Source organism: Bradyrhizobium sp. USDA 4353, from assembly GCF_054063215.1.
In genome coordinates, this window is the sequence record NZ_JBSSGB010000001.1 from 6,450,063 (window position 1) to 6,476,188 (window position 26,126).

23 protein-coding genes are annotated in these 26,126 nt (G+C 66.4%); 15 read left to right on the forward strand and 8 right to left on the reverse strand.

Translation table 11 applies throughout. The annotated features are described in order from the left end of the window. Positions 1–10: 10 nt before the first annotated feature. Positions 11–1,723 (reverse strand): hypothetical protein, encoded by a 1,713-nt coding sequence (locus ACVILH_RS29360; RefSeq protein WP_456715999.1) that lies wholly within the window; start codon positions 1,721–1,723, stop codon positions 11–13. Between the two features lie 246 nt (positions 1,724–1,969). Here ACVILH_RS29360 and ACVILH_RS29365 point away from each other — a divergent pair, with 246 nt between their 5' ends. The 4 genes from ACVILH_RS29365 to ACVILH_RS29380 all read left to right on the forward strand — a co-directional run bounded on the left by ACVILH_RS29365 (position 1,970) and on the right by ACVILH_RS29380 (position 6,243). Beyond that, positions 1,970–2,743: a DUF3298 domain-containing protein gene (locus tag ACVILH_RS29365; protein ID WP_456716000.1), complete on the forward strand. Its 774-nt coding sequence runs from the start codon at positions 1,970–1,972 to the stop codon at positions 2,741–2,743. A gap of 35 nt (positions 2,744–2,778) precedes the next feature. Continuing rightward, positions 2,779–3,771, forward strand: a complete 993-nt coding sequence (gene meaB, locus ACVILH_RS29370) for a methylmalonyl Co-A mutase-associated GTPase MeaB (protein WP_456716001.1) — start codon at positions 2,779–2,781, stop codon at positions 3,769–3,771. Continuing rightward, entirely contained in the window at positions 3,768–4,412 is a 645-nt protein-coding gene (locus tag ACVILH_RS29375; RefSeq protein WP_456716002.1) for a pyroglutamyl-peptidase I family protein, read from the forward strand. Before meaB ends, ACVILH_RS29375 begins: the two co-directional genes overlap by 4 nt. Positions 4,413–4,869: 457 nt before the next feature. Further along, positions 4,870–6,243, forward strand: a complete 1,374-nt coding sequence (locus ACVILH_RS29380; RefSeq protein WP_456716003.1) for a TIGR03808 family TAT-translocated repetitive protein — start codon at positions 4,870–4,872, stop codon at positions 6,241–6,243. A 105-nt stretch (positions 6,244–6,348) separates the two neighbouring features. On the opposite strand, the gene ACVILH_RS29385 is transcribed toward ACVILH_RS29380, so the two are convergent. From ACVILH_RS29385 to ACVILH_RS29400, 4 genes are all read right to left on the reverse strand, one after another. Next, positions 6,349–7,170: a TIGR03809 family protein gene (locus ACVILH_RS29385; protein ID WP_456716004.1), complete on the reverse strand. Its 822-nt coding sequence runs from the start codon at positions 7,168–7,170 to the stop codon at positions 6,349–6,351. A 410-nt stretch (positions 7,171–7,580) separates the two neighbouring features. After that, on the reverse strand, positions 7,581–9,272 hold the full coding sequence (locus ACVILH_RS29390) for a S8 family serine peptidase (RefSeq protein WP_456716005.1): 1,692 nt from the start codon (positions 9,270–9,272) through the stop codon (positions 7,581–7,583). A gap of 34 nt (positions 9,273–9,306) precedes the next feature. After that, positions 9,307–10,176 (reverse strand): hypothetical protein, encoded by an 870-nt coding sequence (locus tag ACVILH_RS29395; RefSeq protein WP_456716006.1) that lies wholly within the window; start codon positions 10,174–10,176, stop codon positions 9,307–9,309. Continuing rightward, entirely contained in the window at positions 10,173–10,742 is a 570-nt protein-coding gene (locus tag ACVILH_RS29400) for a sigma-70 family RNA polymerase sigma factor (RefSeq protein WP_009027432.1), read from the reverse strand. The genes ACVILH_RS29395 and ACVILH_RS29400 overlap by 4 nt, the downstream gene beginning before the upstream one ends. A gap of 321 nt (positions 10,743–11,063) precedes the next feature. On the opposite strand from ACVILH_RS29400, the gene ACVILH_RS29405 reads away from it, so the two are divergent. After that, the gene (locus ACVILH_RS29405) at positions 11,064–12,212 is read left to right on the forward strand and encodes a GGDEF domain-containing protein (protein WP_456716007.1); all 1,149 of its coding nucleotides are present in this window, start codon (positions 11,064–11,066) and stop codon (positions 12,210–12,212) included. Positions 12,213–12,226: 14 nt separating this feature from the next. Further along, complete coding sequence (locus tag ACVILH_RS29410; protein WP_456716008.1) at positions 12,227–13,330, forward strand: DUF2336 domain-containing protein; 1,104 nt, start codon at positions 12,227–12,229, stop codon at positions 13,328–13,330. 12 nt (positions 13,331–13,342) lie between these two features. Here ACVILH_RS29410 and ACVILH_RS29415 read toward each other — a convergent pair whose 3' ends face one another. Both ACVILH_RS29415 and ACVILH_RS29420 read right to left on the reverse strand, forming a co-directional pair. Beyond that, entirely contained in the window at positions 13,343–13,981 is a 639-nt protein-coding gene (locus tag ACVILH_RS29415; protein ID WP_456716009.1) for an NrsF family protein, read from the reverse strand. Positions 13,982–13,984: 3 nt separating this feature from the next. Beyond that, positions 13,985–14,530, reverse strand: coding sequence for a sigma-70 family RNA polymerase sigma factor (locus tag ACVILH_RS29420; protein ID WP_456716010.1), 546 nt, complete (start codon positions 14,528–14,530; stop codon positions 13,985–13,987). Positions 14,531–14,865: 335 nt separating this feature from the next. Here ACVILH_RS29420 and ACVILH_RS29425 point away from each other — a divergent pair, with 335 nt between their 5' ends. The 5 genes from ACVILH_RS29425 (at position 14,866) to ACVILH_RS29445 (ending at position 19,804) form a co-directional block, all read left to right on the forward strand. Continuing rightward, on the forward strand, positions 14,866–15,240 hold the full coding sequence (locus tag ACVILH_RS29425; RefSeq protein WP_456716011.1) for a hypothetical protein: 375 nt from the start codon (positions 14,866–14,868) through the stop codon (positions 15,238–15,240). 81 nt (positions 15,241–15,321) lie between these two features. Then, entirely contained in the window at positions 15,322–16,101 is a 780-nt protein-coding gene (locus ACVILH_RS29430) for an enoyl-CoA hydratase (protein ID WP_456716012.1), read from the forward strand. A gap of 606 nt (positions 16,102–16,707) precedes the next feature. Continuing rightward, complete coding sequence (locus ACVILH_RS29435) at positions 16,708–18,126, forward strand: TolC family outer membrane protein (RefSeq protein ID WP_456716013.1); 1,419 nt, start codon at positions 16,708–16,710, stop codon at positions 18,124–18,126. A gap of 324 nt (positions 18,127–18,450) precedes the next feature. After that, positions 18,451–19,413, forward strand: a complete 963-nt coding sequence (locus ACVILH_RS29440; RefSeq protein ID WP_456716014.1) for an amidohydrolase family protein — start codon at positions 18,451–18,453, stop codon at positions 19,411–19,413. Between the two features lie 94 nt (positions 19,414–19,507). Then, positions 19,508–19,804, forward strand: coding sequence for a hypothetical protein (locus ACVILH_RS29445; protein ID WP_456716015.1), 297 nt, complete (start codon positions 19,508–19,510; stop codon positions 19,802–19,804). A 70-nt stretch (positions 19,805–19,874) separates the two neighbouring features. On the opposite strand, the gene ACVILH_RS29450 is transcribed toward ACVILH_RS29445, so the two are convergent. Continuing rightward, positions 19,875–20,954: an AI-2E family transporter gene (locus ACVILH_RS29450; RefSeq protein ID WP_456716016.1), complete on the reverse strand. Its 1,080-nt coding sequence runs from the start codon at positions 20,952–20,954 to the stop codon at positions 19,875–19,877. A 1,039-nt stretch (positions 20,955–21,993) separates the two neighbouring features. Between ACVILH_RS29450 and ACVILH_RS29455 the strand changes: the two genes are divergently transcribed. The 4 genes from ACVILH_RS29455 (at position 21,994) to ACVILH_RS29470 (ending at position 26,124) form a co-directional block, all read left to right on the forward strand. Beyond that, positions 21,994–23,169 carry a transporter substrate-binding domain-containing protein gene (locus tag ACVILH_RS29455; RefSeq protein ID WP_456716017.1) on the forward strand — a complete coding sequence of 392 codons (1,176 nt, stop codon included), beginning with the start codon at positions 21,994–21,996 and terminating at the stop codon, positions 23,167–23,169. A 14-nt stretch (positions 23,170–23,183) separates the two neighbouring features. Then, positions 23,184–23,807, forward strand: coding sequence for an ANTAR domain-containing response regulator (locus tag ACVILH_RS29460; protein ID WP_011925683.1), 624 nt, complete (start codon positions 23,184–23,186; stop codon positions 23,805–23,807). 87 nt (positions 23,808–23,894) lie between these two features. Then, on the forward strand, positions 23,895–24,920 hold the full coding sequence (locus ACVILH_RS29465; RefSeq protein ID WP_456716018.1) for a nitrilase family protein: 1,026 nt from the start codon (positions 23,895–23,897) through the stop codon (positions 24,918–24,920). A 43-nt stretch (positions 24,921–24,963) separates the two neighbouring features. Continuing rightward, complete coding sequence (locus ACVILH_RS29470) at positions 24,964–26,124, forward strand: substrate-binding protein (protein ID WP_456716019.1); 1,161 nt, start codon at positions 24,964–24,966, stop codon at positions 26,122–26,124. Positions 26,125–26,126 lie beyond the last annotated feature (2 nt).

Below are 26,126 nucleotides of genomic sequence, written 5' to 3' on the forward strand. Positions count from 1 at the left end.
CGCGAGCGACCTAATAGCCGCTGACGTCGATCAGCCGGTAGCCCTCGCCGACCAGCTTGTTGAACTCGGACTGGTACTCGTTGCTGGTCATGCCATGGCGGGCTACCCAGCCCGGCGAGGCCTTCTTGTCCCAGATCGCCGCATAGAGCGTCTTGTCGCCGACCCGATAGCCGTTGACCATGGCCAGCCGGAAGCCCTGTCCGACATTCTGATCGAACGCCTGCTGATAGTCGGCCGAGCTCATGCCGTGACGGGCCACGAAGGGAGGTCCGAGGTCGCGTTGCCAGATCGCGGCGTAGCGCGCCTCGTCGCCGACGGCGTAGCCGCTGACGACCACGAGCCGATAGCCCTGCGCGACGTGCTTGTCGAACTCCGCCTGATACGCCTCGCTGGTCATGCCGTGGCGCGCGATGAAGGCGGGCCCCTGGCTCTTCTCCCAGATCGCGGCATAGCGATCCTGGCCGTTGACGGTGTAGCCGTTCACCCAGACCAGCCGATAGCCCTCCCCGACCAGCTTGTCGAACTCGGCCTGGTAGCTCGCGCTGGTCATGCCATGGCGGGCCTGCCAGGGCGCTGAGGACACCTTGTTCCACAACGCCGCATAGCGGGCGCTGCCATCGACCTCATAGCCGTCGACCTTCACCAGCCGAAAGCCCTGGGCGACGAACTTGTCGAACTCCTGCTGATATTGATCCGACGTCATGCCGTGGCGGGCCACCCATGGCTCGGCGCCGGTCTTGGCCCAGATGGCGGCATAGCGATCCGGGCTGCCTTCCGTAAATGCTGCGGCATACAAGGTCAGACGGCAGACCGGCGAGTTCGGCAGCGGATGCTCGTCGCGCCGCAGCGCGCATTTCTGGATCTCGAGCGCCGAATTGAGGTGGCTCTGGCTGAATACGGTCTGGCCCGGGGTCATCCACAGCGGCGAGCTCGCCGAGTCCGGGTTCTTGCTGTGATTCTTGTTGTGATCCCAGGCGGCGGTGGCACGAATGCCGAAATCGAGCGCGGTGCCGGTGCCGGAATTCGCGTCGAGCGCCGTCAGGTTGCTGACACCCATGCGGTGGCAGTCGTTGCAGAGATTGCCCTCGACCTCGACCTTGTAGGCCTTCCATGACGAGAAGTCCGAACCGACGAAGGCATAGGGCTGCGTGCTGTTGAAGTTGGAATCATGCGATCCCGGCAGCACGTTCTTCTCGTTCGGATTGTCCTTCAGCTGGGTGAGATAGGGCGAGCGGATCAGGGGACCGTTGTCGTGGCATTCGGCGCAACGAATGCCCGCGGTGTCCGTCGGCGTCAGCCAGAAGCCGCCCGTGCCCTTGGACGGCGCCTTGACGTCACCCGACAAGGTGCCGAGCGCCTGATAGAAGCAGGTCGCGCCGTTCTTCTTGTTGTACTGGATCACGGCGATGTCGCCGAAATGCCCCGCACCCTGGCCCTTCTTGCGGCAATGCGCGACGACAGCCGCGTTGGCATCGTCGGTCAGGACCTGGAAGCGGCTGCCGGGATCGCAGACCATGTTGAGCTGGTTCGGCCGATCGCAGCGGTTTCCGGTCGGATGCGTGTCGGGCACCAGCGTGCCGGCGCCGCAGACGAAGTCGGGCACGGTGACGCCGACCGCCGCATCACACTTCTGCGCATATTGCTCGAGCGTATCGGATGCCCGGGCCGGGAGCGGTGAGAGGGCAAGACTACAAAGTAAGAGTGATTGCAGCACACGTTTCATCGTGTCGACCTCCAATGAAGCGCCGCTGCACTCCACCCGGCTGCCCGGCGCCTCTATGGGTGCGGACGACCGCGCCTGCAATTCAAAAGAGATGAAAATTTTCTGGCATCTTATGGTGGTATTACAGTCGGGCGCTTGGTCTCGCACGGTCTCGACGAGCCGGCATTGAACTTCGCCGCGTCCCAGCGCACAGATGACAGACGATGCGGCCAGCGGATGCGGCCGCAGCAACCGACCGGACAACGCATGCCATCCTTCAGACCAGGTCTCGCACTTCTGCTCGCCTTGATCTCGCTTCCGGCGCTCGCCGCCGAGCCCAAGCCGGACGCCGCCATCAACACCAAGGCGATCGAGGCCAACGTCACGCTCGATGCGCAGATCAAGGCGGACGCGCCGCTCGCTGCCTATTGCCTCGCCGACGGCAAGAAGTGGATCGACAAGAACGCGGCTGATGCCGCCAAGGAACGCAAGGAGGACCCGCAACTGTTCCGCGACCGCAAATGGTCGTTCGAGCGCAAATATTCCGTGCGCTCCGTCGTCGCCGACCGCTATGTGAGCGTGCTCAGGGACGACTACATGGACACCAATGGCGCGCATCCCAATAGCGACGTCAACACCATCCTGTGGGACAGATCCGCCGCCAAGCCGATCAGCATCCGCCCCTTCTTCACCGAGACCGCCGACAACGGCCCGGCGATGAAGGCGATGCTGGCCGCGATCCTCACCTCGCTCAAGGCCGAGAAGAAGAAGCGCGATGCGACGGAAACGGCGACAGCCGAATGGTTCAAGGACCTGGAGCCGAAGCTCCTGAAAATCGGTGCGGTGACGCTCGCGCCGTCCACGGAGGCCGGCAAGAGCTCCGGCCTGACCTTCCATTATCCGCCCTATGCCGTCGGTCCCTACGCCGAAGGCCAGTACGTCGCCTTCGTGCCCTGGGAGACGCTGAAGCCATATCTCAGCCCTGAGGGCCAGGCGATCTTCGCCGGCAGCCGGCCGAAGGGGGACGCCGAAGACAACTAGCTGGCCGCGCCGTCTGCATCCGCTATAACGGGCGCATGTCTTCCCGCTCCTCCGCTCCGTTTGGAATCACGACCTTGGCCGACGACATCCGCGCCGGCAGCCGCGCGGCGCTCGCGCGCGCCATCACCCTGGTCGAGAGCCGGCGTGGAGATCATCAGGCATCCGCACGCGAGCTGGTCCAGGCGCTGCTGCCGCAGACCGGCAATGCGATCCGCGTCGGCATCACCGGCTCGCCGGGCGTCGGCAAGTCGACCACGATCGATGCGCTTGGCATGTACCTCATCCAGCAGGGCCAGAAGGTCGCCGTGCTCGCGGTCGATCCCTCCTCGGCGCGCACCGGCGGTTCCATCCTCGGCGACAAGACGCGGATGGCGCGGCTATCGCATCACGAGCACGCCTTCATCCGCCCCTCGCCCTCCTCCGGCACGCTTGGTGGCGTCGCCGCCAAGACGCGCGAGGCGATGCTGTTGTGCGAGGCCGCGGGCTTCGACGTCGTGCTGGTCGAGACGGTCGGCATCGGCCAGTCCGAGACCGCCGTCTGCGACATGACCGACTTCTTCCTCGCGCTGATGTTGCCGGGGGGCGGCGACGAGCTGCAGGGCATCAAGAAGGGCCTGGTCGAGCTCGCCGACATGATCGCCATCAACAAGGCCGACGGCGACAACGTCAAGCGCGCCAACATCACCGCTGCGGACTACCGCGGCGCGCTGCATCTGCTCTCGCCGCGCTCCGAGCATTGGCATCCGCCGGTCGTCACCTATTCGGCCATGGCCGGCACGGGGATCGCCGAGCTGTGGCAGAAGGTGCTCGACCATCGCAGGGCGATGATCGCCTCCGGAGAGTTCGCCGCGCGCCGCCGCGACCAGCAGGTCAAGTGGATGTGGACCATGCTGGAGCAGCGCCTGATGGCGCGGCTGCGCACCGATCCCTCCATTCGTACGAAGGTGAAGAAGCTGGAGACCGACGTCGCCGAGGGCCGCGTGGCCCCTGCGCTGGCGGCCGAGCAGCTCGCGGAGATGCTGACTTGAGCAAGCGGCCGCGCATCCTGATCACGGGCTTCGGCCCGTTCCCCGGTGCCCCCATCAATCCGACCATGCCAATGGTGAAACGGCTGGCCGAGCTGCGCCGGCCGGCATTGGCTGATGTCGAGATCTTCAGCCACATCTTTCACGTCACCTACGACACCGTCGATCGCGAGCTGCCGCAGCTGATCGCCGAGCGCCGGCCGCACGCGCTGCTGATGTTCGGCCTCGCGGCGCGAACCTCTTACTTGCGCATCGAGACCCGCGCCCGCAACGCCATCACCACCACCTTCCCCGATGCCGACCGCCACGTCGCCCGCAAGGGCGTGATCGTCCCCGGCGCGCACGCAATGTCGTTCGGCCCGCACATGGCGCGGCTGCTACGCGCCGCCCGCGCCACCGGCATCGATGCGCGGCCATCGCGCGACGCCGGCAGCTATCTCTGCAACTACCTGAGCTGGCGCGCGATCGAGGCGACGCAGAGCGAAGGCGGCCCGCGCCTCGCCGCCTTCATCCACATCCCCCCACTGCCGCGCGCCGGAACGGTGCTGCCCCACGGCAGCGCGCGCATCACGCTGGAAGCGCTGGTCGATGCCGGTGAGGCGATGCTGATGGATTTGGTGAAGCTCGCGCGGGTGAAGCGTTAGTCGAATTCGTTCAGACCCATCGGTTCAATTCAATCGAATTGATATGACTTGTCAGTTCGAGGCCGAGCTAGCACATCGCGCACGGTGGGCTCCCTCTCCCCGTTCTTACGGGGCCGCGACGAGCTTCGCCCGCGCTGAGAGGGTTGGGGTGAGGGGCAGCCACGCGCACCGGCCCAGCGGAAAGCCCCCCTCACCCGGATTGCATCTTCGATGCAATCCGACCTCTCCCCGCCTTAGGGAAGCTTCGCTTCGCCCTGGCGGGGAGAGGTGCGCACAAGCCACCGAATATCAGCCCAAGAAACGATGCGCCTTCATTGCCATCTCAGACAGCGGTTGCTGCGGGTAAAGATTTAACCCTACCCGCAACAAACAACCCCTGCGGCGCCGCGCCAAAGCCGGCCGTCAGCGCTTTCGCGTTATCTCAGACCGAGAGCTGAACCAACGCGAGCCTGACACCATGGACGTCAACCGCCGCAACCTGATCGGCGCGACTGCGGCCGGTGCCGCCGGCGCCCTGGCGCTACCGAGCGAGCCGGCGAAGGCTGCCCCGCTGATCGCCACCCTCGGCCGGGACGCGACGCAGTACGGCGTCAAGCCCAACAGCCCTGACGACCAGACCCGCGCCCTACAGCGCGCGATTGACGCGGCCGCGCGCGCGCAGGCCCCACTGGCGCTGCCGCCTGGCACCTATCGCACGTCGATGCTACGGCTCGCCAAAGGCAGCCAACTGGTCGGCGTCCGCGGCGCGACGAAGCTCGTGTTCACCGGCGGCGCTCCGTCACTTTTGTCAGCAGAAGGCGCCGACAGCCTTGGAGTCACCAGCCTGTCGCTCGACGGCGGCGGCATCGCCCTGCCCCAGCGTCGCGGCCTGCTGCACGTCGCCGCCGGCAACGATGTCCGAATCCTCGACTGCGAGATTATCCGCTCCGGCGGCAGCGGCATCTGGCTCGAGCAGGTCTCGGGCGACATCAGCGGCAACGTCATCACCGACATCGCGGTCACCGCGGTGGTCTCCTTCGATGCGCTCGGCCTGATCGTGTCGCGTAACACCATCCGCGGCACGCGCGACAACGGCATCGAGATCCTGCGCACCGCGATCGGCGATGACGGCACGATGGTGCTCGACAACCGTATCGAGGACATCAAGGCCGGTCCGGGCGGCTCCGGCCAGTACGGCAACGCCATCAACGCTTTTCGCGCCGGCAACGTGATCGCCAGAGGCAACCGCATCAGGAATTGCGACTACTCCGCGGTGCGCGGTAACTCCGCCTCCAACATCCAGATCGTCGGCAACAGCGTGACAGACGTCCGCGAGGTCGCGCTGTATTCGGAGTTCTCGTTCGAAGGCGCGGTCATATCAGGCAATACGGTGGACGGCGCCGCGTTCGGCGTGTCCGTCTGCAACTTCAACGAAGGCGGCCGCATCGCGGTCGTTCAGGGCAACATCATCCGCAACCTGATCCCGAAGCGCCCGATCGGCACCGCGCCCGACGACGATGCCGGCATCGGCATCTATGTCGAGGCGGATTCGTCGGTGACCGGCAACGTGATCGAGAACGCCCCGTCCTACGGCATTGTCGCCGGCTGGGGCCGCTATCTCCGCGACGTCGTCATCTCGGGCAACGTGATCCGCAACGCGCTGGCCGGCGTCGGCGTCTCGGTCATGCCGGGCGCGGGCACGGCGCTCGTCAGCGGCAACATGATCTCCGGCACGCCGCGCGGCGCGGTGATCGGGCTCGATCACATCAAGCCGGTGACGTCGGATCTTACGCAGGACGGCGCGCAGCGGTTTGCGCAACTGAACGTCAGCGGCAACGCCGTGGTTCGATGAAGGTCTGGAGCATGATCCGGACAAGTGAGAATCGGTTTTCCGAAGAGATCATGCTCAAACAAAGAGATCAGATCATGATGCGTTTCCGCGGAAACGCATCATGATCTAATAGGCCACGGCCAGCGCCGGATAGCGACGCTCGATGGCGTCGAGGTCGACCACCGGCTCGTCATACCCTGCCTCGGACTCGTCCATGCCGATGCTCAGGGCCTGCTCCAGCGCCGACATGTCGATCCGCACCGGCGCGTCCGTCAGATCGGGTGCGATGTCGGACGCGATCTCGTCTTCGGATACGTCGCCGGATTCGACGAGGTCGAAAGTCTCGAAATCCTGCCCGGCCAGCTCGATCTGAGGCTCGGGCGCGACGATGATCTCGGAGTTCGCAAGGATGGTTTCGAGCGACCGCGGCAGCTCGATGGGCCGGTGCTCGACGATCGGCGCTTCGATCCTCGGCGCCGCGATCCTTGGCATCTCGACCGGCGGCTGCTGGATGTGATGAAGCGTGATCGGCTCCGGCTCGGCGAGGCGCATGGGAGCTGGCGGGATGGCGAGTGTCGCCGCGGCCGGCCTTTGGCTCGGCACGATGCTCACCGGCTCTGGCTCGGCGCGACGTACAGGAGCCGGCGGCATAGCCATTGTCGCAGCCGGCCTATGGCGCGGCGCGATGCTCGCCGGCTCGGGCTCGGCACGGGACAGCCCCTGCCAAGTCTGCACCGCCGCCTTGGCGTGGCGAAGGTCGTCGAGGAACGCCTGCTCGGTGTAGTAGCGACGCCAGCGGCCGCTATCGAACAGCTCGGTGAGATGATCGAGACGCCGTTCGGCAAGCGCGCACCAGCGCGCAGCCAGTTCGCGGCTGCAGGCCACGTCCAGTCGATGTGTCATAGGGGAGCCCGAAAAAAGGGGACGGACGCACTCGGCACGAATCAACGCAACGTGACGTGAATATTTTGTGGAAAAGGTTAACAAAGTCTAGCTAACGCCATCTTCTTTGGCGGCCAAACCGTAGTCGTGCGGACATTTTATCCGTGCTTTCGCGGGCTCGGCCGCATCAAAACAACGCTGGCGCGTCCGCCGAGATCGTCTAGCAACCCAAAGCTGTAGGCCGAAGCCGGCAGCGACCCGCCCGTCGCGGCCTCGCATATCCCCAAAACAAAAGAGCCGTCCGGGGGGACAACCGGACGGCTCGAGCCATATGGGCGCTTGGGGTGGATGGGCGCTCGCGCCTGATATAGCCGTGGGGAGGGGATCACCGCTCCCACGTACCATCTGTCGTGACCGCCCCAGCGCACGTTCAAAGTGACAGCGGGAATTTTGGAGCATTCACGAAAACGTTGACGCTACTGCTGCGCTGGCCGAACGGGGTCGGCACGCGGTGCGTCGGTCGCCATATCGGTTGTCATATCGGTTGTCATGGCCGAGGTCGACGCCGGGCGCAGCTCGCGTGCGGGCGGCGCCTCCTGTCCGTTGTCGCCGGGCCGCCCGGCCGCAGGTGCCGCCGAGACTGCGGGCCGATCCTGCGGCGAGAGCACGGCCTGCACGGCCGCCAGCGCGTCAGCCTCCCCTGCCCCGAACAGATCATCCGGCCCGGGCGAGCCGAGATCGCGCGCGGTCCTGGTCAGCACCGTGCGCACCGTCTCCGGCTTCAGCGCCGGATTGCGCTCCAGCACCAGCGCCGCAAGACCGCTGACATAGGCTGCGGAGAACGAGGTGCCGGAAATGATCTGATACTTGCCGTCCGGCGCCGGGAGGAAGATGTCGGCGCCGGGCGCGGCGAGCGCGATGTAGTTGCCGCGGTTCGATGCCGGCAGCAACTGATCCCGTGTGTCGGTCGCGCTGACGGCGATGACATTCGGATTGGCCGCGGGATAGAGCGGCGGCGATTTCGCCCCGGCATTGCCGGCGGCGGCGACCATCACGACCTCCTTTGCCGCGACCGCTGCGATGGCGCGCTCGATCACCGCATCCTTCGGGCCGGCGAAGCTCATATTGATGATCTGCGCGCCATGCAGCGCCGCGTAGTCCAGCGCCTTCAGGATCACATAGGAGCTGCTCTCCGGACCGCCCTTCTTGCCCACCCCGAACGCACGGATGGCGATGATCCGCGCATAGGGCGCGCTGCCCATCAGCCGCTTGTGCGAGACGATCACGCCGGCGATGCCGGTGCCGTGCACATGCGGCCCCTCGTCGCCGCCGAGCGCATCATACGTATCGAACGACGCATCGGCGAATTCCGGATGCTTGAGGTCGACCCCGGAATCGATCACCGCGATCGTGACGTTGGAGCCCTGCGCCAGCCTGTGCGCCTCCGGCAGCCGCAGCTTCGTCAACGCATATTGCGCCGGGTCGCCCTCGGTTGGCGTGGCGCTCTGCTGCAAAGCGTAGCGATAATTCGGCTGCACCGCGCGGACGCTGCGATCCGCCGCAAAGGCGCGGCTGGCCGCCTCGACGGAACGGCGGTCGGTGATCCTGAACAGGCCGATGGTGGCGCCGATCAACGGAAAGCTCTGCGAGCTGATGCGCTGCAAGCGATAACGACGAGCCAGCGCGTCGGCCTGGTCGGTGGACAGGCTGCCGTCGATCTCGGCGACCAGCTCATTGGCGATGCTGCGCGGATCGCTTGCCCCTGCGGCGGAGGGCTCGCGCCGCTGCGCTGACTTCGCCGACTTGCCCCCGCCCGACGTCCCGTTCGTCGACGTCGCCGTCTCTGATCCGCCCTCGGCTGTTGCCGACGAGCGCCTCGCGCATTCACCTGAGGCGGTGCGGTCGGGCGGGCTGCAGGACGTCTGCAGGTTCGGCGAGAAGCGCGCATTCGGCAGCGCCGGCCGCATGACGATGCCGGGGCTCGGCCCGGGCGCCCGCATCGCCGCGCCTGGATTGATGCTCGGCACCCGGCTCGGAATGTTGATGGTGGGCGAGCGCATCATCGCCTGCGCCGATGCGCTGAGATCGCTGCTCGTCATCACGAGCAGCAGGCCTGCACTCAGCGCGGCGAGATCTCTTGCGGACCGCAACAATGCGCGCAGCGACATGGAGCCTCCGAACGACGCCTTCGGACGGCGCAACCTATTGAGCGGCCACCGCGAGGCTGACGATCTTCTCCCGCGACAGCCGGCCGATCAGGCCGTCGGCGTCCGCCCGCGACAGCGGCTGGGTGCCGAGCTGCAGCTTGACCAGGCCGCCCTGGGCGCCTCCGACGATCGAGGCCTGATAGCTGTCGAGCAGCGCGGTGACGTCGGCCATGCGCGCATCCGGCGCGAACCGCACCAGCGCGTAGACCGGCGCGGTCGATCCAGCGACCTGCGGGCCGAGGCCGCGGATCAGCGGCGCAGCCGGGGCCGGTGCTTCAGCCATGCGCTGGCGGGCCACGCTGTTGTCAGGCGCCCGTTCGGCCACAGCCGGCGCGGCCGCGCTAGGCGGCGGCGGTGCTGCTGCCATCGGCTTGCTCGCGGGCGCAGGCGCGACACTCTTCTCCTGGACAAGCTTGTCCTCGGCGACCGAGGCGGTCTGGTAGGTCGCGGTCTGCGAGCGCATCAGCACGGCGCCGATGATGCCGGCCTGCGCCACCACCAGGAGCGCGCCGAGGCTGACGGTCCATACCAAGGTGCGCGGCGACAGGCTCTCGAAGAACGCCATGATACGCGCGCCGAGGCCGGGCAGCGCCTTGGGCGCCTGCTCCGGCTCGGCCTCGATCGCGGCAAACAGCTTCTGCATCGCGCGCATCGACGGCGCACCGAGGCTTTCGTTCAGCGCGATGGTCTCGGCATATTCCTTCTGAATCTCGGCGTATTGCCGGGCGAGATCGGCATCCTGGGCCAGCGCCTCCTCGACGCGGCGCATGTCGCGCGCATTCAGCGTGCCGGCGGCGTACCACGGCAGCAGCAGCTCGATGTCACCGGGCTCTTGCTCCAGCATCCTCTTGCTCAATGCCATCATGGCCAGCCTCTTTCAATGCCGGCCGCCTTCAGGAGTTCGGCCAATTTCTTGCGCGCATAGAACAGGCGCGTCTTGACGGTGTTTTCCGGAATTCCGACGATCTCGGCCACCTCCTCCACGGACTTCTCGTGGTAGTAGACGAGATCGACGATCTCCCGGTGATCAGGCGAAAGCGCGGTCAGGCACTTGCGCAGGGCTTCCCCGGTATTCTTCTTCTGCACCGCCACTTCCGGATCGTCGGACGTATCCTCGATCGCGTTGGCGGCGTCGTCCTCGAGCTCAACGTCCTTGCGGCGCCGAAGTGCCGAAAGCGCCTTGAACCGCGTGATGGCCAGGAGCCAGGTGGAGACGGCAGAGCGGCCCTCGAACTTGCCGGCCTGACGCCACACGTCCAGGAAGACCTCGCTGATGAGATCCTCCGCGACCTGTTCGTCCCGCACGAGCCGCAGCCCGAAACGGTACACCCTGACATGGTGCCGTCCATACAGCACCTGCATGGCGAGCCGGTCGCCTTGAGCGATCCGGGCAATCAGGGTTTCGTCTGACGCCGCTGCTGTCACGCTCAATGGCCGTCTCGCAAGATTGGTCTGGAGGAGTGAGATCGCGGTTCGAATACAACCGCAAAATTCTTGAAAATACCGGAAAGATACGTCCCCGCGTGTGAGCTGGCGCACAGACACGCATATTTTGCTGCATCAACCGGGGCGATCGCGCCCGGCGGGTTCCCGCCTGCCATGTTACGTCCCCGCCCTGACCAACTGCGCCCGAAACCCGTCAATTCCCTGCCGCGGCAGGCCGCAGCGCCACGTCGTCATGGTTCCCTAGATACCAAAGATAAAGGCTTTCCCACGTAGATTTTCAGTTGAACCGAGACAAATTGCGCGCGCATGGGCACCACGGCACCGCCTTATTCCATTCCCGACGTTGCCGATGCCAAGGGCTCGCGAGCGTCGCCGGCGCGCGAGCTGCGCGTCCGTCGCGCCGGCCGGCGCCGGCAGATCCTGGCGATGATCGCCGCCTGCTACCTGATCGACGCGGTCATCCTGCTCATCTACGCCCAGGCCGGCACCGTGCCGACCGCGATCGCCCCGTCCTATGCGGCGATCGGCGTCCTCACCGTCGCCTTGTGGACGGTGCTGTCGGAGAGCGGGTTCAACGACCGCTTCCATGATCATTATCTGGTGGTGCCGCAATCGATCGTCAGCATGATGATGACGGTCGCGTTCTGCTACATCGCGCCCGAAGTCAGCATCGTGTTCCTGTGCACGCTGTATCTCGTCGTCGGCTTCAGCTCGCTGCGCGCCACGCCGCGGCAGACCGCGATCTGCTGGACCTTCCTGGCGCTCGGGCTCGCCGGCCTGTTCCTGCTGACCGACAAGCCGCTCGGCATGCCCACCGGCAGCCCGCTGGAGCGGCTCGCCACATTGTTGGTGTTCGTGCTGACCATCGCCGGCTGCATGTTCCTCGGCATCTTCTCCAGCGCGCTGCGCGAGACGCTGTATCAGCGCGGCCAGAAGCTGAAGGAAGCCTATCGCCGCATCGAGGAGCTCGCCGAGCTCGACGAGCTGACCGGCGCGCTCAACCGGCGCTCCATCATGCACGTGCTGGAGGAGGAGCTGGCGCGCGCGCGGCAGGCCGGCAGGCCCTGCTCGGTCGTGCTGATCGATCTCGACTGGTTCAAGCGCATCAATGACGAGCACGGTCATCCGACCGGCGACGACGTGCTGCGCACCTTCGCCATCACCATGTTCGCCAACATCCGCAGCAGCGACCGCTTCGGCCGCTATGGCGGCGAGGAGTTTCTGCTGGTGCTGCCCGGCGCGCCGCAGGAGCCGGCCTGCCGGCTGGCCGAGCGGCTGCGCCAGATCATCGCCGACCTCGACTGGAGCGCGTTCTCGACCGGCCTCCAGGTCACCTTCTCGGCCGGCGTCGCCACGGCGCGCGGTGACGAGACCACGGAATCACTGCTGTCGCGCGCCGACCGCGCGCTGTACGAATCCAAGGCGCAGGGACGCAATCGCGTCACCCGCGCCTGAGCGATCCGGCCCCCATGTCGGTCAAGCCCAAGCCCAATGAGAGCCTGCTGGACGAGTTGGAGGACACGCTCGCGCATGGCACCGTGGCGCGGCGGGTCGAGACCCTGCGCAAGGTGACCGACCTGTTCGTGGCGGGCACGGCGGATTTTGCCGACAACCAGGTGGCGCTGTTCGATGACGTGTTCGAATGCCTGATCGACCATATCGAGACCTCGGCGCGGGCCCTGCTCGCCAGCCGGCTCGCGCCGCTCGACCGCGCGCCGCCGCGGACCCTGCACCGGCTCGCCGATGACGATTCCATCGAGGTCGCCGGCCCCGTGCTGTCGAAATCCGAGCGGCTCGACGAAGCCGCGCTGATCCGCACCGCCGAGACCAAGAGCCAGGCCCATCTGCTCGCGATCTCGATCCGCCGCGTGCTGAGCCGCGCCGTCACCGACATCCTGCTCCGGCGCGGCAACGACGCGGTCGTGCACAGCACCGTCAGCAATCCCGGCGCGGACCTTTCGGAGCGCAGCTTCGACGCGCTGGTCGACCGCGCGGCGCTCGACGAAAATCTCGCCGCATGTCTCGCCTTGCGGCCCAACCTGCCCCGGCATCTCTATCTGAAGCTCGTCGCCAAGGCCTCGGCCACGGTGCGCGCGCGGCTCGAGGCGGCCAACCCCAAGCTGGCGCCGGAAGTCTCCTCCGCCGTGCGCACCGCCGGCCGGCGGGCGCGGTCGAGCGCGGTGGCGCTGACCAGCCAGACCGAGATCGCGCATGCGCTGGTGCGCTCGCTGCACGCCGACGGCCGGCTCGACGATCGCCTCCTGGTGCAGTTCACCGAGCAGCGCAAGTTCGACGAGGCGAATGCCGCGGTCGCCGCCATGGCCAACGTGCCGGTCGCGGTTGCCGAGAGCATCATGGTCGAGAGCCGCGCCGAGGGCGTCATGATCCTCGCCAAGGTCGCTGGCCTCGCCTGGCCGACGGTCAAATCGATCATCCAGATGCGCGATGAGCTGGCCGGCGCCGCCGCCACCGATCTCGTCGCCTCCAAGGCGACCTATGAGCGGCTGCGGCGCTCCACTGCGCAGCAGGTGCTGCGCTTCCATCGCGTGCAGGATGCCGCGGCGCCGGTCTGAGCGGTCCCCCGCTCAATAGCGCAGCACACGCCGGCCGATCAGCGCGCCGAGCCCGGCCATTGCGAGCGCCGCAAGCGTGTACCAGGTGGCGACGAACAGCGGTGAATCGTCGGTGCAATGCGCGGCGTAGAGCGTCGCCGCAATCCCGGCAGACACCAGCCCGGCGATGCCCCCCGCGACGCCCGGGCGTGACGGCGCGCCGTGACGCAGACCGAACAGCGCGGCGGCGAGCATCGGCAGCGACAGCGCCGGGATTGCACACACGCACAGCATCGAATTGTGCCCGACCAGCCGCGCCATCATCGGCGCCCGCTGCGGCAGCATCATCTCGGCCGCGATCCCGCCGATCAGGACGACGATCGGCGCGATCAGCAGCCAGCCCCAGCCGTGCAGCGACGCTTCCGGCCGCGACAGATGCACGCTGATGATCAGCGCCGGGATCGCCAGCGCCGTGGTGACGACGAATTTCAGGTCGAAGAACGGATTGCGCACCGCAAGCCAGATGTCCGGGCGGATGCCGAGGCCGATCAGCAGCATCGCGGTCGACACCGGCGTCGCCGCCATCAGGGCCAGCGCCAGCACGATCCCGACCGGCAGCGCGCGCTGCGCATTGTCGGCGGCAAGGGTGCGGATGAGCTGATCGGTGTCCATGATTCACGTGTCCCGTAGCTTGGCCGTCAGGGTCGAGAGCGCCCGGTGCAGCGCCACGCGCACCGCGCCCTCGCTCATCGAAAACTTCTGCGCCGTCTGCTTGATCGAGGCGGCCTCGACCGCGATCGATTGCAGCACGTCGCGCTGGCGCTGCGGCAAGGTCTTGAGCTGCGCCTCGACCTCGCTCGCGGAGACGCTCGGCGCCGGCGGCTCGTCGGCCAGCGTCTCCGAGAAATCATCGATGTCGACGAACACGCGGCGGCCGCGCCGGCGCAGCATGTCGATCAGCTTGTTGCGGGCGATCGCGAACAGCCAGGGCGCGAACGGCGCATTGACGTCCCAGGTGTGCCGCTTGAGATGAACCGCCAACAGAATTTCCTGCACGATGTCCTCGGCCTGGTCGGGGGGTTGGCCGGCGCGCGCGAGGCCCCGCCGCGATGCCGCGCGCAGCACCGGCGTGATCGCCTTCAGCAGGCGATGATAGGCCTCGTCGTCTCCGGCGACGGCCTGGCGCATCCAGCCCGTCCACTCGTCGTCACGCTCGCGCACCTGCGCTCCCACCCGACAATTCGCCCTGGACCCGCTATCTGTTACACGACCCGCGAACTGATCACAAATTAGTGATCAGTCCTTCGGCCTCGGAACCATCCGAGTTGCGCCACACGGAGAGCACGCCAGCGGGCAAATCTCGGAACCGCTCCATAGCACCAAATCGATCCACGCCAAGATCGGTTTGTCAGCTCCATTGCGCGAGGCCGCCGACATGCTCGGCGTCGCCTCCATTTTGCCGTGAGCGGCAGGAAGATACCCATATTCTGCCCCGTTCTCGACATCTGTCGGGGTCTCACTCCGTCATGGGCTGGCAGGGTGGGGAGAAGGCCAATATGACGATCCAAGCCAGTGGACGTACAGCATTCATCATCGCAGCCGCGTTCGTCCTGAGCCTCGCCGGCACTGGAGCGGGACGCGCGGCCGAACAGCAGACCTATAGTCCGTTCCTGCCGGTCGGCTCCGACACGGCGCAGGCCGCCAAGCCGGACGTGTTTCCGGCACCGACCGCCGAGGCGCAGGCCGCGCCTGTGGCGGCCCAGCCGGCCGAGAGCGAATCGGCGGCCGCCGAGCCGACAACCGTCAACATGGTCACCGTCAGCAATGACGACGGCTCCGGCTGGGACAAGGCCTCGATCATCGGCAAGATCTTCATCGCCTGCGGCACCCTGCTCACCCTGGGCTCGGCCGCGCGGATGTTCATGATCTGACGCAGCCAGCCTCCCCACCTACTTGATGCGCGGCCGAGCAGCGGGCAGATTGCCCGCTGTTTGATTTGGGGGGATGGAAACATGAGCGTTTTCGAGCACATCATCGTCGAGGGCAAAGGCGCGGTCGGCGTCATCACCTTGAACCGGCCGAAGATGCTCAACGCATTGTCGTTCGGCGTCTTCCGCGAGATCGCCGCCGCCGTCGACGATCTCGAGGCCGACGACGCCATCGGCTGCATCGTCATCACCGGCAGCGAGAAGGCGTTCGCCGCCGGCGCCGACATCAAGGAGATGCAGCCCAAGAGCTTCATCGACATGTTCTCGAGCGACTTCACCGCGATCGGCGGCGACCGCGTCGCCCGCTGCCGCAAGCCGACCATCGCCGCCGTGTCCGGCTACGCGCTCGGCGGCGGCTGCGAGCTGGCGATGATGTGCGACTTCATCATCTGCTCCGACACCGCGAAATTCGGCCAGCCGGAGATCACGCTCGGCACCATCCCGGGCATCGGCGGCACGCAGCGCCTGACCCGCGCGATCGGCAAGGCGAAGGCGATGGACCTCTGCCTCACCGGCCGGATGATGGACGCGGCGGAAGCCGAGCGCTCCGGCCTCGTCAGCCGCGTCGTGCCCGCTGACAAGTTGATGGAAGAGACCATGGCGGCGGCCGAGAAGATCGCCGCTATGTCGCGCCCCGCCGCCGCGATGGCCAAGGAGGCCGTCAACCGCGCCTTCGAGACCCCGCTGTCCGAGGGCATGAACGTCGAGCGCAACCTCTTCCACGCCACCTTCGCCCTCGAAGACCGCGCCGAAGGCATGGCCGCCTTCATCGAGAAGCGCAAGCCGGTGAACAAGAACCGGTGAGCGGTACAGAGCGATCCTCTCCGAAGTAGTTCGACTTCTCGCCGCACGAACGGTGCCCTCCCTCTCCCCGTTCTTACGGGGAGAGGGCTGGGGTGAGGGGCAACCACGCGGGCAGTGTTGCCATAGAGCGCGAACGTGCGAGTCCGAAGGCGCTGGGGATGTGGCTCCGCCAGTGCCATGCCCCTCGCCCGGATTGCTATGCAATCCGACCTCTCCCCGCAAAGGGCGGGGAGAGGTTGCAGCCGTCGCGCGGCGCGAGACTGCCCTTGATCGGTGTCTAGCTGTCAACGCGCAATTGCCCCGGCACCGCGCGCGGCTGTGCCCGTTCTTCGCCGAAAGATCATTCGGGACGTGCAGCGCGCCGGTCACAATCACTCGCAACTATCAGACTGATTCGCGTTATTCAGCTCCGGCATTTCTCGCCGCCCACTCACCCGCCTACCGCGCGGCCGTCCCGGTGCACCCGCCGCGCGGCGCCTGTGGCGCGGCCGCCACAACAAACCATGGAAAAGCCTGCCGGAATCCACATCCGCGGTTTGTGTGTGGCCGCGCTCCGCCGTAAACAGGTAAACGATTGGTTAAGACAGTGAGACGCGGCGGAGTCGGATGGTGGGTCGAGCCAAGACGTTTGGCGTCGGCAAGGGACGTGCACGGAGGTTCGGCTCTGGCCTGATCCTCGCCGCCAGCCTTGTCGCTGTCTGCTCACCGGCGCGCGCCGAGGATCTCGCCGCGGCGCTGGCGAAAGCCTATCAGACCAACCCGGCGCTCAATGCCGAGCGCGCGCGGCAGCGTGCGACCGACGAGAACGTGCCGCAGGCGCTGGCCGGCTATCGCCCTCAGCTCATCGCGAGCCTCAGCGCCGGCCTGCAGGCGGTGCGCAATCTGCTGCCGACCAACGCGATTCAGAGCCAGACGCTAAAGCCCTGGACCATTGGCCTTACCGTCAACCAGACCCTCTTCAACGGCTTTCGCACCGCCAACAGCGTCCGCGTCGCCGAGCTGCAGGTGCAGTCCGGCCGCGAGGCGCTGCGCAATGTCGGCCAGGGCGTGCTGCTCGACGCCGTCACCGCCTACACCAACGTTCTCGCCAATCAGTCGCTGGTCGAGGCGCAGCGCTCCAACGTCGCCTTCCTGCGCGAGACGCTGTCGGTGACGCAGCGCCGCCTCAATGCCGGCGACGTCACGCCGACCGACGCCTCGCAGGCGGAGGCGCGGCTGTCGCGCGGCCTGTCCGACCTCAACGCCGCCGAGGTCAATCTCGCGATCAGCCAGGCGACTTACGCGCAGGTGATCGGCATGACGCCGAGCCAGTTGCGCGCCGCCGACCCGATCGACCGCCTGCTGCCGCGCTCGCGCGACGATGCGATTGCGCTCGCCAACAAGGAGAACCCGGCGGTCGCCGCGGCGAGCTTCGACGTCGACGTCGCCACGACCTCGATCAAGGTGGCCGAGGGAGCGCTGCTGCCGACCGTGACCTTGCAGGCCGGCGTCAGCCGCAGCCGTGATTCGGATCAGACGCTCGGCACCTTCGGCACCGACCAGGCCTCGGTGGTCGGCAGCGTCACCGCGCCGATCTATGATGGCGGCACCGCGGCCTCGCAGACCCGCCAGGCCAAGGAGGTCGCGGCGCAGAGCCGCCTGGTGCTCGACCAGGTCCGCAACCAGGCGCGCACCGCCGTGGTCAGCGCCTGGGTCGCGAACGAAGGCGCCAAGGTCGCCGTCAGCGCCTCAGAAGCCGAGGTGAAGGCCGCGACCGTGGCGCTGCAGGGCGTCTCGCGCGAGGCGCAAGGCGGCCAGCGCACCACCGTCGACGTGCTGAACTCGCAGGCCGACCTGATCCAGGCCAAGGCCCGCCTGATCGGCGCCCAGCGTGACCGCGTCATCGCCTCCTACACCCTGCTCAGCGCCGTCGGCCGGCTCGACGTCAAGAACCTCAATTTGAACACGCCGGACTATCTGCCCGAGGTTCACTATCAGCAGGTCCGCGACGCCTGGCACGGCCTGCGCACGCCCTCGGGGCAGTAGGAGCATCATCAGTCGATCAGTTCGCGACGGAGCCGGACACCCACCTCTCCCGGAGGGAGAGGTCGGATTGCATCGTCAGATGCAATCCGGGTGAGGGCTTACGGTCGATCGAGGAAACTGCGCCCCCTCACCCGCGCCTAGCGGCGCGACCTCTCCCCGCTGGGGAGAGGTGAAACCGTGCCGCACCCGACCTGCACGCCTCACCAACACGCGAGGAATGCCCGCGCTGTTCGCTCTTGCCCCCTACTGCGCCCCGGTCCACGCTGATGGCCGAAACCACGCGCGTCACCCGCAACGCACGCGCGACATTCGGGGAGGACCACCATGTTGAACCGCCGCAGCCTGCTTCTGGCCTCGCTCGCCGCCGGAGTGACGATGACCACGACAGCCCGTGCCAAGCCCTCGCAGCCCGCCACGCCGGTCGATTTCGACGTCCCGGCTGACGCCTGCGACTGCCACACCCATATCCACGGCGATCCCGAGAAGTTTCCGTTCGCTGCCAGCCGCGTCTACACGCCCGAGCCGGCCCTGCCGGAGGAGATGGCCGCCCTGCACAAGGCGCTGCACATCAAGCGCGTCGTCATCGTGACGCCGAGCGTCTACGGCACCGACAATTCCGCGACGCTGTACGGCATGAAAGCACGCGGCAATGACGCCCGCGGCGTCGCCGTGATCGACGACAAGACCACCGACGCGCAGCTCGATCAGATGAACGCCGACGGCTTCCGCGGCATTCGCCTCAACCTCGCGACCGGCGGCATCAACGATCCCAATGTCGGCCGCGCCCGCTTCCAGGCCGCGGTCGAGCGCATGAAGGCGCGCGGCTGGCATGTCCAGCTCTACACCAACACGCCGATGATCGCCGCGATCAAGGACCTCGTGATGCAGTCGCCTGTGCCGGCCGTGTTCGATCATTTCGGCGGCGCCCAGTCCGAGCTCGGCCTGGAGCAGCCCGGCTTCTCCGACCTCGTCGAGCTCGTCCGTAGCGGCAAGGCCTATGTGAAAATCTCCGGCGCCTACCGCGCATCAACGAAGGGCCCTGATTACACCGACGTCATCCCGTTTGCGAAAGCGCTCATCGCCGCCAACCCCGACCGCATCGTCTGGGGCACCGACTGGCCGCACCCGGATTCCTCGCCGCATCCGGAGCTGAAGGTGACGGATGTCAGGCCGTTCTATCAAATCGATGACGGCCGCCTGATGAACCAGCTCCCGGTGTGGGCACCGGATGCAGCGATCCGGAAAAAGATCCTGGTCGACAATCCCGCGCGGCTTTACGGGTTTTGAGAGGCGGTCCAGGCGCGATTGGCCGGCAATGCATTTGTGAGGTCGTAGGACGGATTGCGCTCCGCCAATCCACCCTACTCGCTCGAGGACTCTTATGATCTTTAATGTCATTGATCGACGCAGCCGCCCATACCGGTGGAAATCCGTCAACGCCATCATAGAAGCCGTCGAGCACGACAATAGTTGCCGCGATGCCGACCAAGCCGATGAGGCTCCCGTGTCCGAAGTCATCGACTACGAGGAGCGAAATGGCCTGTCTGTTTCCGAAGCCGTTGCATGGGCGAATGCACAACGCTGTCCTGTAACCCTCTATCTCTACGATGCTGACGGACAGACGAAGGGAAGACATTTTGAAAACTGCGGCGAGCGCTTTGGCGCGAACGACAATTAGCTCCTAGGGCGGGATAGCGGAGCGTAACCCGCCGCAACACTCTCCTCGACATTACGACGGAATAAGCTTGCTAATCCGCCCGACTTGCCACGTCGGCCACCGCGCGATTCTCGCTTCGCACCACCGTGAACATCTCCCAGATCGCGATGAACATCGCCGCGATCACAGGGCCGATGATGAAGCCATTCAACCCGAACACCTCGATGCCGCCCAAGGTCGACAGCAGCACCACATAGTCCGGCATCTTGGTGTCCTGCCCGACCAGGATCGGACGCAGCAGATTGTCGACGAGGCCGATGACGAGCGCACCATAGGCGATCAGGATGACGCCGTGCCAGATCGAGCCGGTCGCCAGCAGATACAGCGCGACTGGAAACCAGACGATCCCCGCGCCCACTGCAGGGAGCAGCGACATGAACGCCATCACCACCGCCCACAGCAATGGCGCGGTGATCCCGAGGAACCAGAACATCAAGCCGCCCAGTGAGCCCTGCGCCAACGCGACCACCAGATTGCCCTTCACCGTCGCGCGGATGACGATGATGAATTTTGAAAGCAGCGCGTCGCGTTGCTCGTCGCGCAGCGGGATGGCGTCCGTGATCCGCCGCGACAACCTCTCCTCATCACGCAGCAGAAAGAACAGCAGATAGAGCATCAGGAACAGGCTGACGAAGAACTCGAACGTGCCCTGCCCGATGTTCAGCGCCTGGCCCGCGATCACCTGGCTGCCTCGCAGCAGCAGCGCGGACAGCCGATCCTTCAGACCAGCCAGGCTGCCGATCCCAAAGCGGTTGAGCAGGTCGACGATCCAACCGGGCAGCGCGTCCAAGATCTTCTGGAAATACTGACCGACATCGAGCTGGCCGCCCTGCGCCTGGCCGTAGACGCCGGCCGCCTGCTGCGCCAGCGCCGTGCCGATCAGCGACAACGGAAGGATCACGATCAGGACAACGAGCAGCACCACGATCGCAGCCGCGAGTCCATCTCGGCCGTGCATCGACCGCGACAGCCGGCGATGCAATGGCGCGAACACGATCGCGCCGACCACGCCCCACAGCAGCGCGCCATAGAACGGCAGCAGGATCCAGCCGAGCGACAACGTGATCACGGCGAGCAGGAACAGCAGGACTCGGTCTTCGAAACTGCGCATCTCGACTTTCCAGTGTGGCCGCGTTTTGAACGGCACCCATTTTGAACCCGGCGGCAACGCGCCTCCGACTCGACTCGACACGGTCAACGCGGGAGCGTTGCTTTCGACCCTGCGCATAAATGCTATTTTCGGCTGCGTTCGCAATGACAAAGCCCGTTTCAAGCGGCCCGCCCAAAATAAATCACTTCCGAAAATCAGCAAATCATGCGTATAACATCCGCGTTCCGGTCCGGATGAGGGGCGTACGCGTCGTCACGACACGTTGGGCCGGCAATGCGGTGGACGTCGGGGCATCGGCGCGCGTGATGTGCGGACGAGCGATGCACTGACGTACGTGAAGTCGCGTGGTCCTGGCCTCCCGGTGCCGAGGTCAAGGTGTGCGGAGGTCTGACGAGCTCCGCGGCCGACGGGGTCAACAAGCCGGTCCCCGAGGAGAGCGCGTATAAGCGTGAAGCCCATCGCGCAGGGAATGCCGGGATGTCTCGGCTGACCTGTGGTGACTGCCGCCTGCTTTTTTCTTGCAGGCGGGCCATGGGTGCGGCCAGCGCCCGGCATTCCCTGCGCCCTCATCACTGACGAGGGCCCGCTATCCGGATCAGCCCGGGCGCCCAGCGCCGCGGGATCGAGAGCGCGCGCCGGCTGCTTGACTGGTCTCAGTAAGAAGGAGGCACGTTGCTGCCCACACTTGCCGAGGCAAACGACGTCCGATGATGAGATCGCTCGCGCAGCAATCTCATCCACCCTCCCCTTGAGGGGGAGGGTCGATCGCACGCGAAGCGGGCGAGCGGGGTGGGGTGAGCCACACAAAGACCGCCCATGGGACTCACCCCACCCCGTCCCACATTCGCTCCGCTCATGTGAGACGACCCTCCCCCTCCAGGGGAGGGTGGCAGCGGGTTCCGCAGCGAGGCGTGAGCAGAGCCTTGCACCAGCTCGGATTCCGACATCGCCTCGCCCCGTTGCCAACCGCGCGGCAAGTCGCAATAAACAGCGCTTTCCGAGCCGGCCTACCCCGGCCCGTCGACCTGGAGGCATGATGATGACGACGAGACCGGCCGCAAAATCATCCGACAAGGATGTCTGGCGCGTCGGCGTGCTGTTCTCGCGCAGCGGCCTGATGCAGGTCACGGAGTCCGAGCACTTCTTCGGCACGGCGCTGGCGATCCAGGAAATCAACACTGCCGGCGGCGTGCTCGGCCGCGAGATCGAGGTCATCGCCTATGATCCGGGCTCGCAGCCGGAAACCTTCCGCAAGCTCGCCGACCGCCTGCTGACCGAGGATGGCGCCTCCGTGATCTTCGGCTGCTCGACGTCGGCGGAGCGCAAGGCGGTGCTGCCGGCAATCGAGCGCCGCAACGGCCTGCTCTGGTATCCCTCGCTCTACGAAGGCTTCGAATACTCCCCGAACGTGATCTACACCGGCCCGGCGCCGAACCAGAACGCGTTCCAGCTCGCCGAATATATCGTGCGCAAGCACGGGCCGCGCGTCTATCTGATCGGCTCCGACTACATCTATCCGCGCGAATCCAACCGCATCATGCGCGACCTCGTCGAGTCCTATGCCGGCCGCGTCGTCGGCGAGCAGTATGTGACGATGGAAGCCACCGACGCCGAGCTGACGCGCGGCCTCGACGCGATCAGGGACGCAGCGCCCGACGTCGTGTTCTCGACCATCGTCGGCCGCACCGCGCAGCGCTTCTATCGGATGTATGCGCAGGCCGGCTTCGATCCGAAGCGGCTGCCGATCGCGAGCCTCACCATGGCCGAAGGCGAGGTGCGCGCCATCGGCGCGGAGTATTGCGCGGGCCATCTGACCGCGGCGAGCTATTTCGGCACGCTGGCGCGCGACAGCAACGACCGCTTCAAGGCGGCGTTCGCGGCCACCTTCGGCGCCGACACGCCGGTCAGCATGTGGAGCGCCTCGGCCTATGCGCAGATCAAGCTGTTCGCGCGCGCGCTCGAACAGGCCGGTAGCCTCGACACGCAGAGACTGGTGGAGGCCGCGCTCGGCCTCAGCCTCGAGGCGCCGGAGGGGCCGATCCGGATCGATCCCGACAACAACCACGTCTGGACGACGCCGCGCATCGGCCGCGTCCGCGCCGACGGCGAGTTCGACATCGTGTGGGAGAGCAAGAGCCCGATCAAGCCGGACCCCTATCTGTCGGTGTCGCCGATCGGCGGCCGCTGGCTGAGCGAAGAGGCGCTGTCCGCATGAGGCCGGATGACCGCATGAAGCCCGGCGTGCGCCGCCTGATCGAGGAGCTACGCGGCGCCCGCGTGCTGGTGATCCATCCGCGCGACGCCGAGGGCGATGCGCTGATCGACCAGCTGAAGCGCATCGGCTGCAATGTGCGCGGCGTGTGGCCGCCGCCGGCGGCGATCCCGCACGACATCGACACGGTATTCCAGCTGATCGAGACCTCGGAGGAGATGATCTTCCCCGAAGGCACGACCGAGCATCCCCTCACCTTCATCGCCATCGTCGACTACGAGAACCCGACCATCCTCAAGCGCCTGCTCGACAGCAATGCGCATGGCGTCGTCAACAAGCCGATCCGCTCGTTCGGCATCCTCTCCTCGCTGGTGCTGGCGCGCTCGCTGCGCGGCTATACGCGCCGGCTCGAAGGCAAGGTGCAGAAGCTGGAGGAGACGTTGAAGGCGCGGCGCGACGTCGACAAGGCGGTCAAGATCCTGATGGGGCTGAAGCAGGTCGGCGAGGTCGAGGCCTATGAGCTGATCCGCGCGCAGGCGACGCAGAAGCGCGTCGCGATGGCCGACATCGCGATCTCGATCATCAATGCGCAGGAGACGCTGGGAGGATTGGGGGTGCTGGATGCGCCGGTGTCCCGCTAGAGGTTTGCCGCGCCCACGCGTTGGGCAGCAACGGCCTCAAATTTTTGCAAGCGACGGCGTTGACTTCGCTTCGCGCATTTGAGTTACTTGATGTCGTTGCGGACATCGCATGTCCGCCAATGGCCGGTCGGCCATTTCACATCAGGCTATGCAGCCCTCGTATTGCGCCGCAAGGCGCAGTCGGGGGCTTTTTGTTTGGCGCGCGCGAACCTCGCGAACGCAACGGAGACTCGTGCCTTGACGACGGATGACGACAGCAAACTGCGGATCGCCTGCATCCAGATGCAACCGATGGTCGGCGAGTTGGCCACCAACCTCGCCCACAGCCTCGACCTGATTCAACAGGCGCTGGCCCAAGGCGCCAAGCTCGTGGTGCTCCCCGAGCTCGCCTCCTCCGGCTACGTGTTCAAGTCGCGCGAGGAGGCCTTCGCAGCCTCCGAGACGATTCCAGGCGGTCCCGCGGTGACCGCCTGGAGCGAGATCGCGGCCAGGCACGGCCTGCACCTCGTCGCCGGCATCTGCGAGCGCGATGGGACGAAGCTCTACAACAGCGCCGTGCTGATCGGGCCGAAGGGCTATATCGGCACGTTCCGCAAGGTGCACCTGTGGAACGAGGAGAACCTCTATTTCGAGCCCGGCAATCTCGGCTTCCCCGTCTACCACACCGAGATCGGCCGCATCGGCATGGCGATCTGCTACGATGGCTGGTTCCCGGAGAGCTATCGCCTCAACGCGCTGCAGGGCGCCGACATCGTCTGCGTGCCGACCAACTGGGTGCCGATCCCCGGCCAGGCCGAGGGCCGCGAGGCGATGGCCAACATCCTGGCGATGGCGGCGGCGCACTCCAACTCCATCTTCATCGCCTGCGCCGACCGCGTCGGCGTCGAGCGTGGACAGCCGTTCGAGGGCCAGAGCCTGATTGTCAGCTACACCGGATGGCCGGTCGCCGGCCCCGCGAGTCGCGACAAGGAGGAGATCGTGATCGCCGACGTCGCGCTCGGCGAGGCCCGCCGCGCCCGCAACTGGAACGCCTTCAACCAGGTCCTGCGCGACCGCCGCTCCGACGTCTACGACGAGATGCTCGGCAGCGAGGTCAAGCGCGGCTGGTACTGAGAACTTCGCCTGTCTGTTTTCGACCATTCATGGAGGACCATCAATGACGTCGCGTTTGCTCACCACCTCTCTCGCGCTCGCCCTTACGGCGACCGCGCTTTCGTCTGCCTTTGCCGCCGATCCGATCAAGATCGGCGTGCCTGTCGGCCTGTCCGGCGCCAACTCGGTCGTCGCGCCGTCTGTCGTGCAGTCCGCCGAACTGGCGGTCGAGGAGATCAACGCCAAAGGCGGCGTGCTCGGCCGCAAGCTGGAGCTGGAAGTGGCCGATGACGCCTCAGGCGCCGCCGGCGCGCAGAAGGCGTTCGACGCACTGATCTTCCAGAAGAAGGTCAACGTGCTGATCTCGATGGAGACCAGCGCCGCCCGCAACGCCGGCCTGCCGATCGTCGCCCGCGGCAAGACGCCCTACATCTACACCTCGTTCTACGAGGGCAAGTCCTGCAGCCCCTATCTCTACGTCAACGCCTGGGTGCCGGACCAGCAGGTGCCGCCGATCGTCGACTACTTCAACAAGGAGAAGAAGGCGAAGAACTACTTCCTGATCGGCTCCGACTACGCCTTCGGCCGCGGCATGCTCGCCTTCACGAAGATGTACATCGAGAATACGGGCGGAAAGGTCGTCGGCGAGGAATATCTGCCGATGGACGGCTCCGACTGGACCTCGATCATCTCCAAGCTCAAGGCCTCCGGCGCCGACGCGCTGATCACCTCGACCGCGGGCGGCGCGCCGAACGTCACTTTGACCAAGCAGCTCCGCGCCGCCGGCGTGAACCTGCCCTACGGCAACCTCGCCGTCGACGAGGGCACCGCCAAGGGCATGGGCGCTGACGCCGCCGGCATCTATCTGTCTGCTTCCTACGTCACCGGCATCGACACACCAGCCAACAAGACCTTCCTGGCCTCGATGGCCAAGAAGTTCGGCGGCGAGCTGAAGACGCCGAACGATCTGTCGGTGCCGCAATATGAGGCCGTCTACGCCTACAAGGCTGCTGTCGAGAAGGCCGGCAGCACCGATCAGGACAAGGTGCTCAAGGCGCTCGCTGAGGTCTCTGTCGACGGCCCGCGCGGCACGATCAAGATGGACAAGCAGCGCCATGCGCCGCTGACCATGTATCTCGGCCAGGTCCAGCCCGACGGCAGCGTCAAGGTGATCCAGAGCTTCCCCAACGTCGATCCCGGCGCGCAGTGCCCGGGCAAATCCTGAGC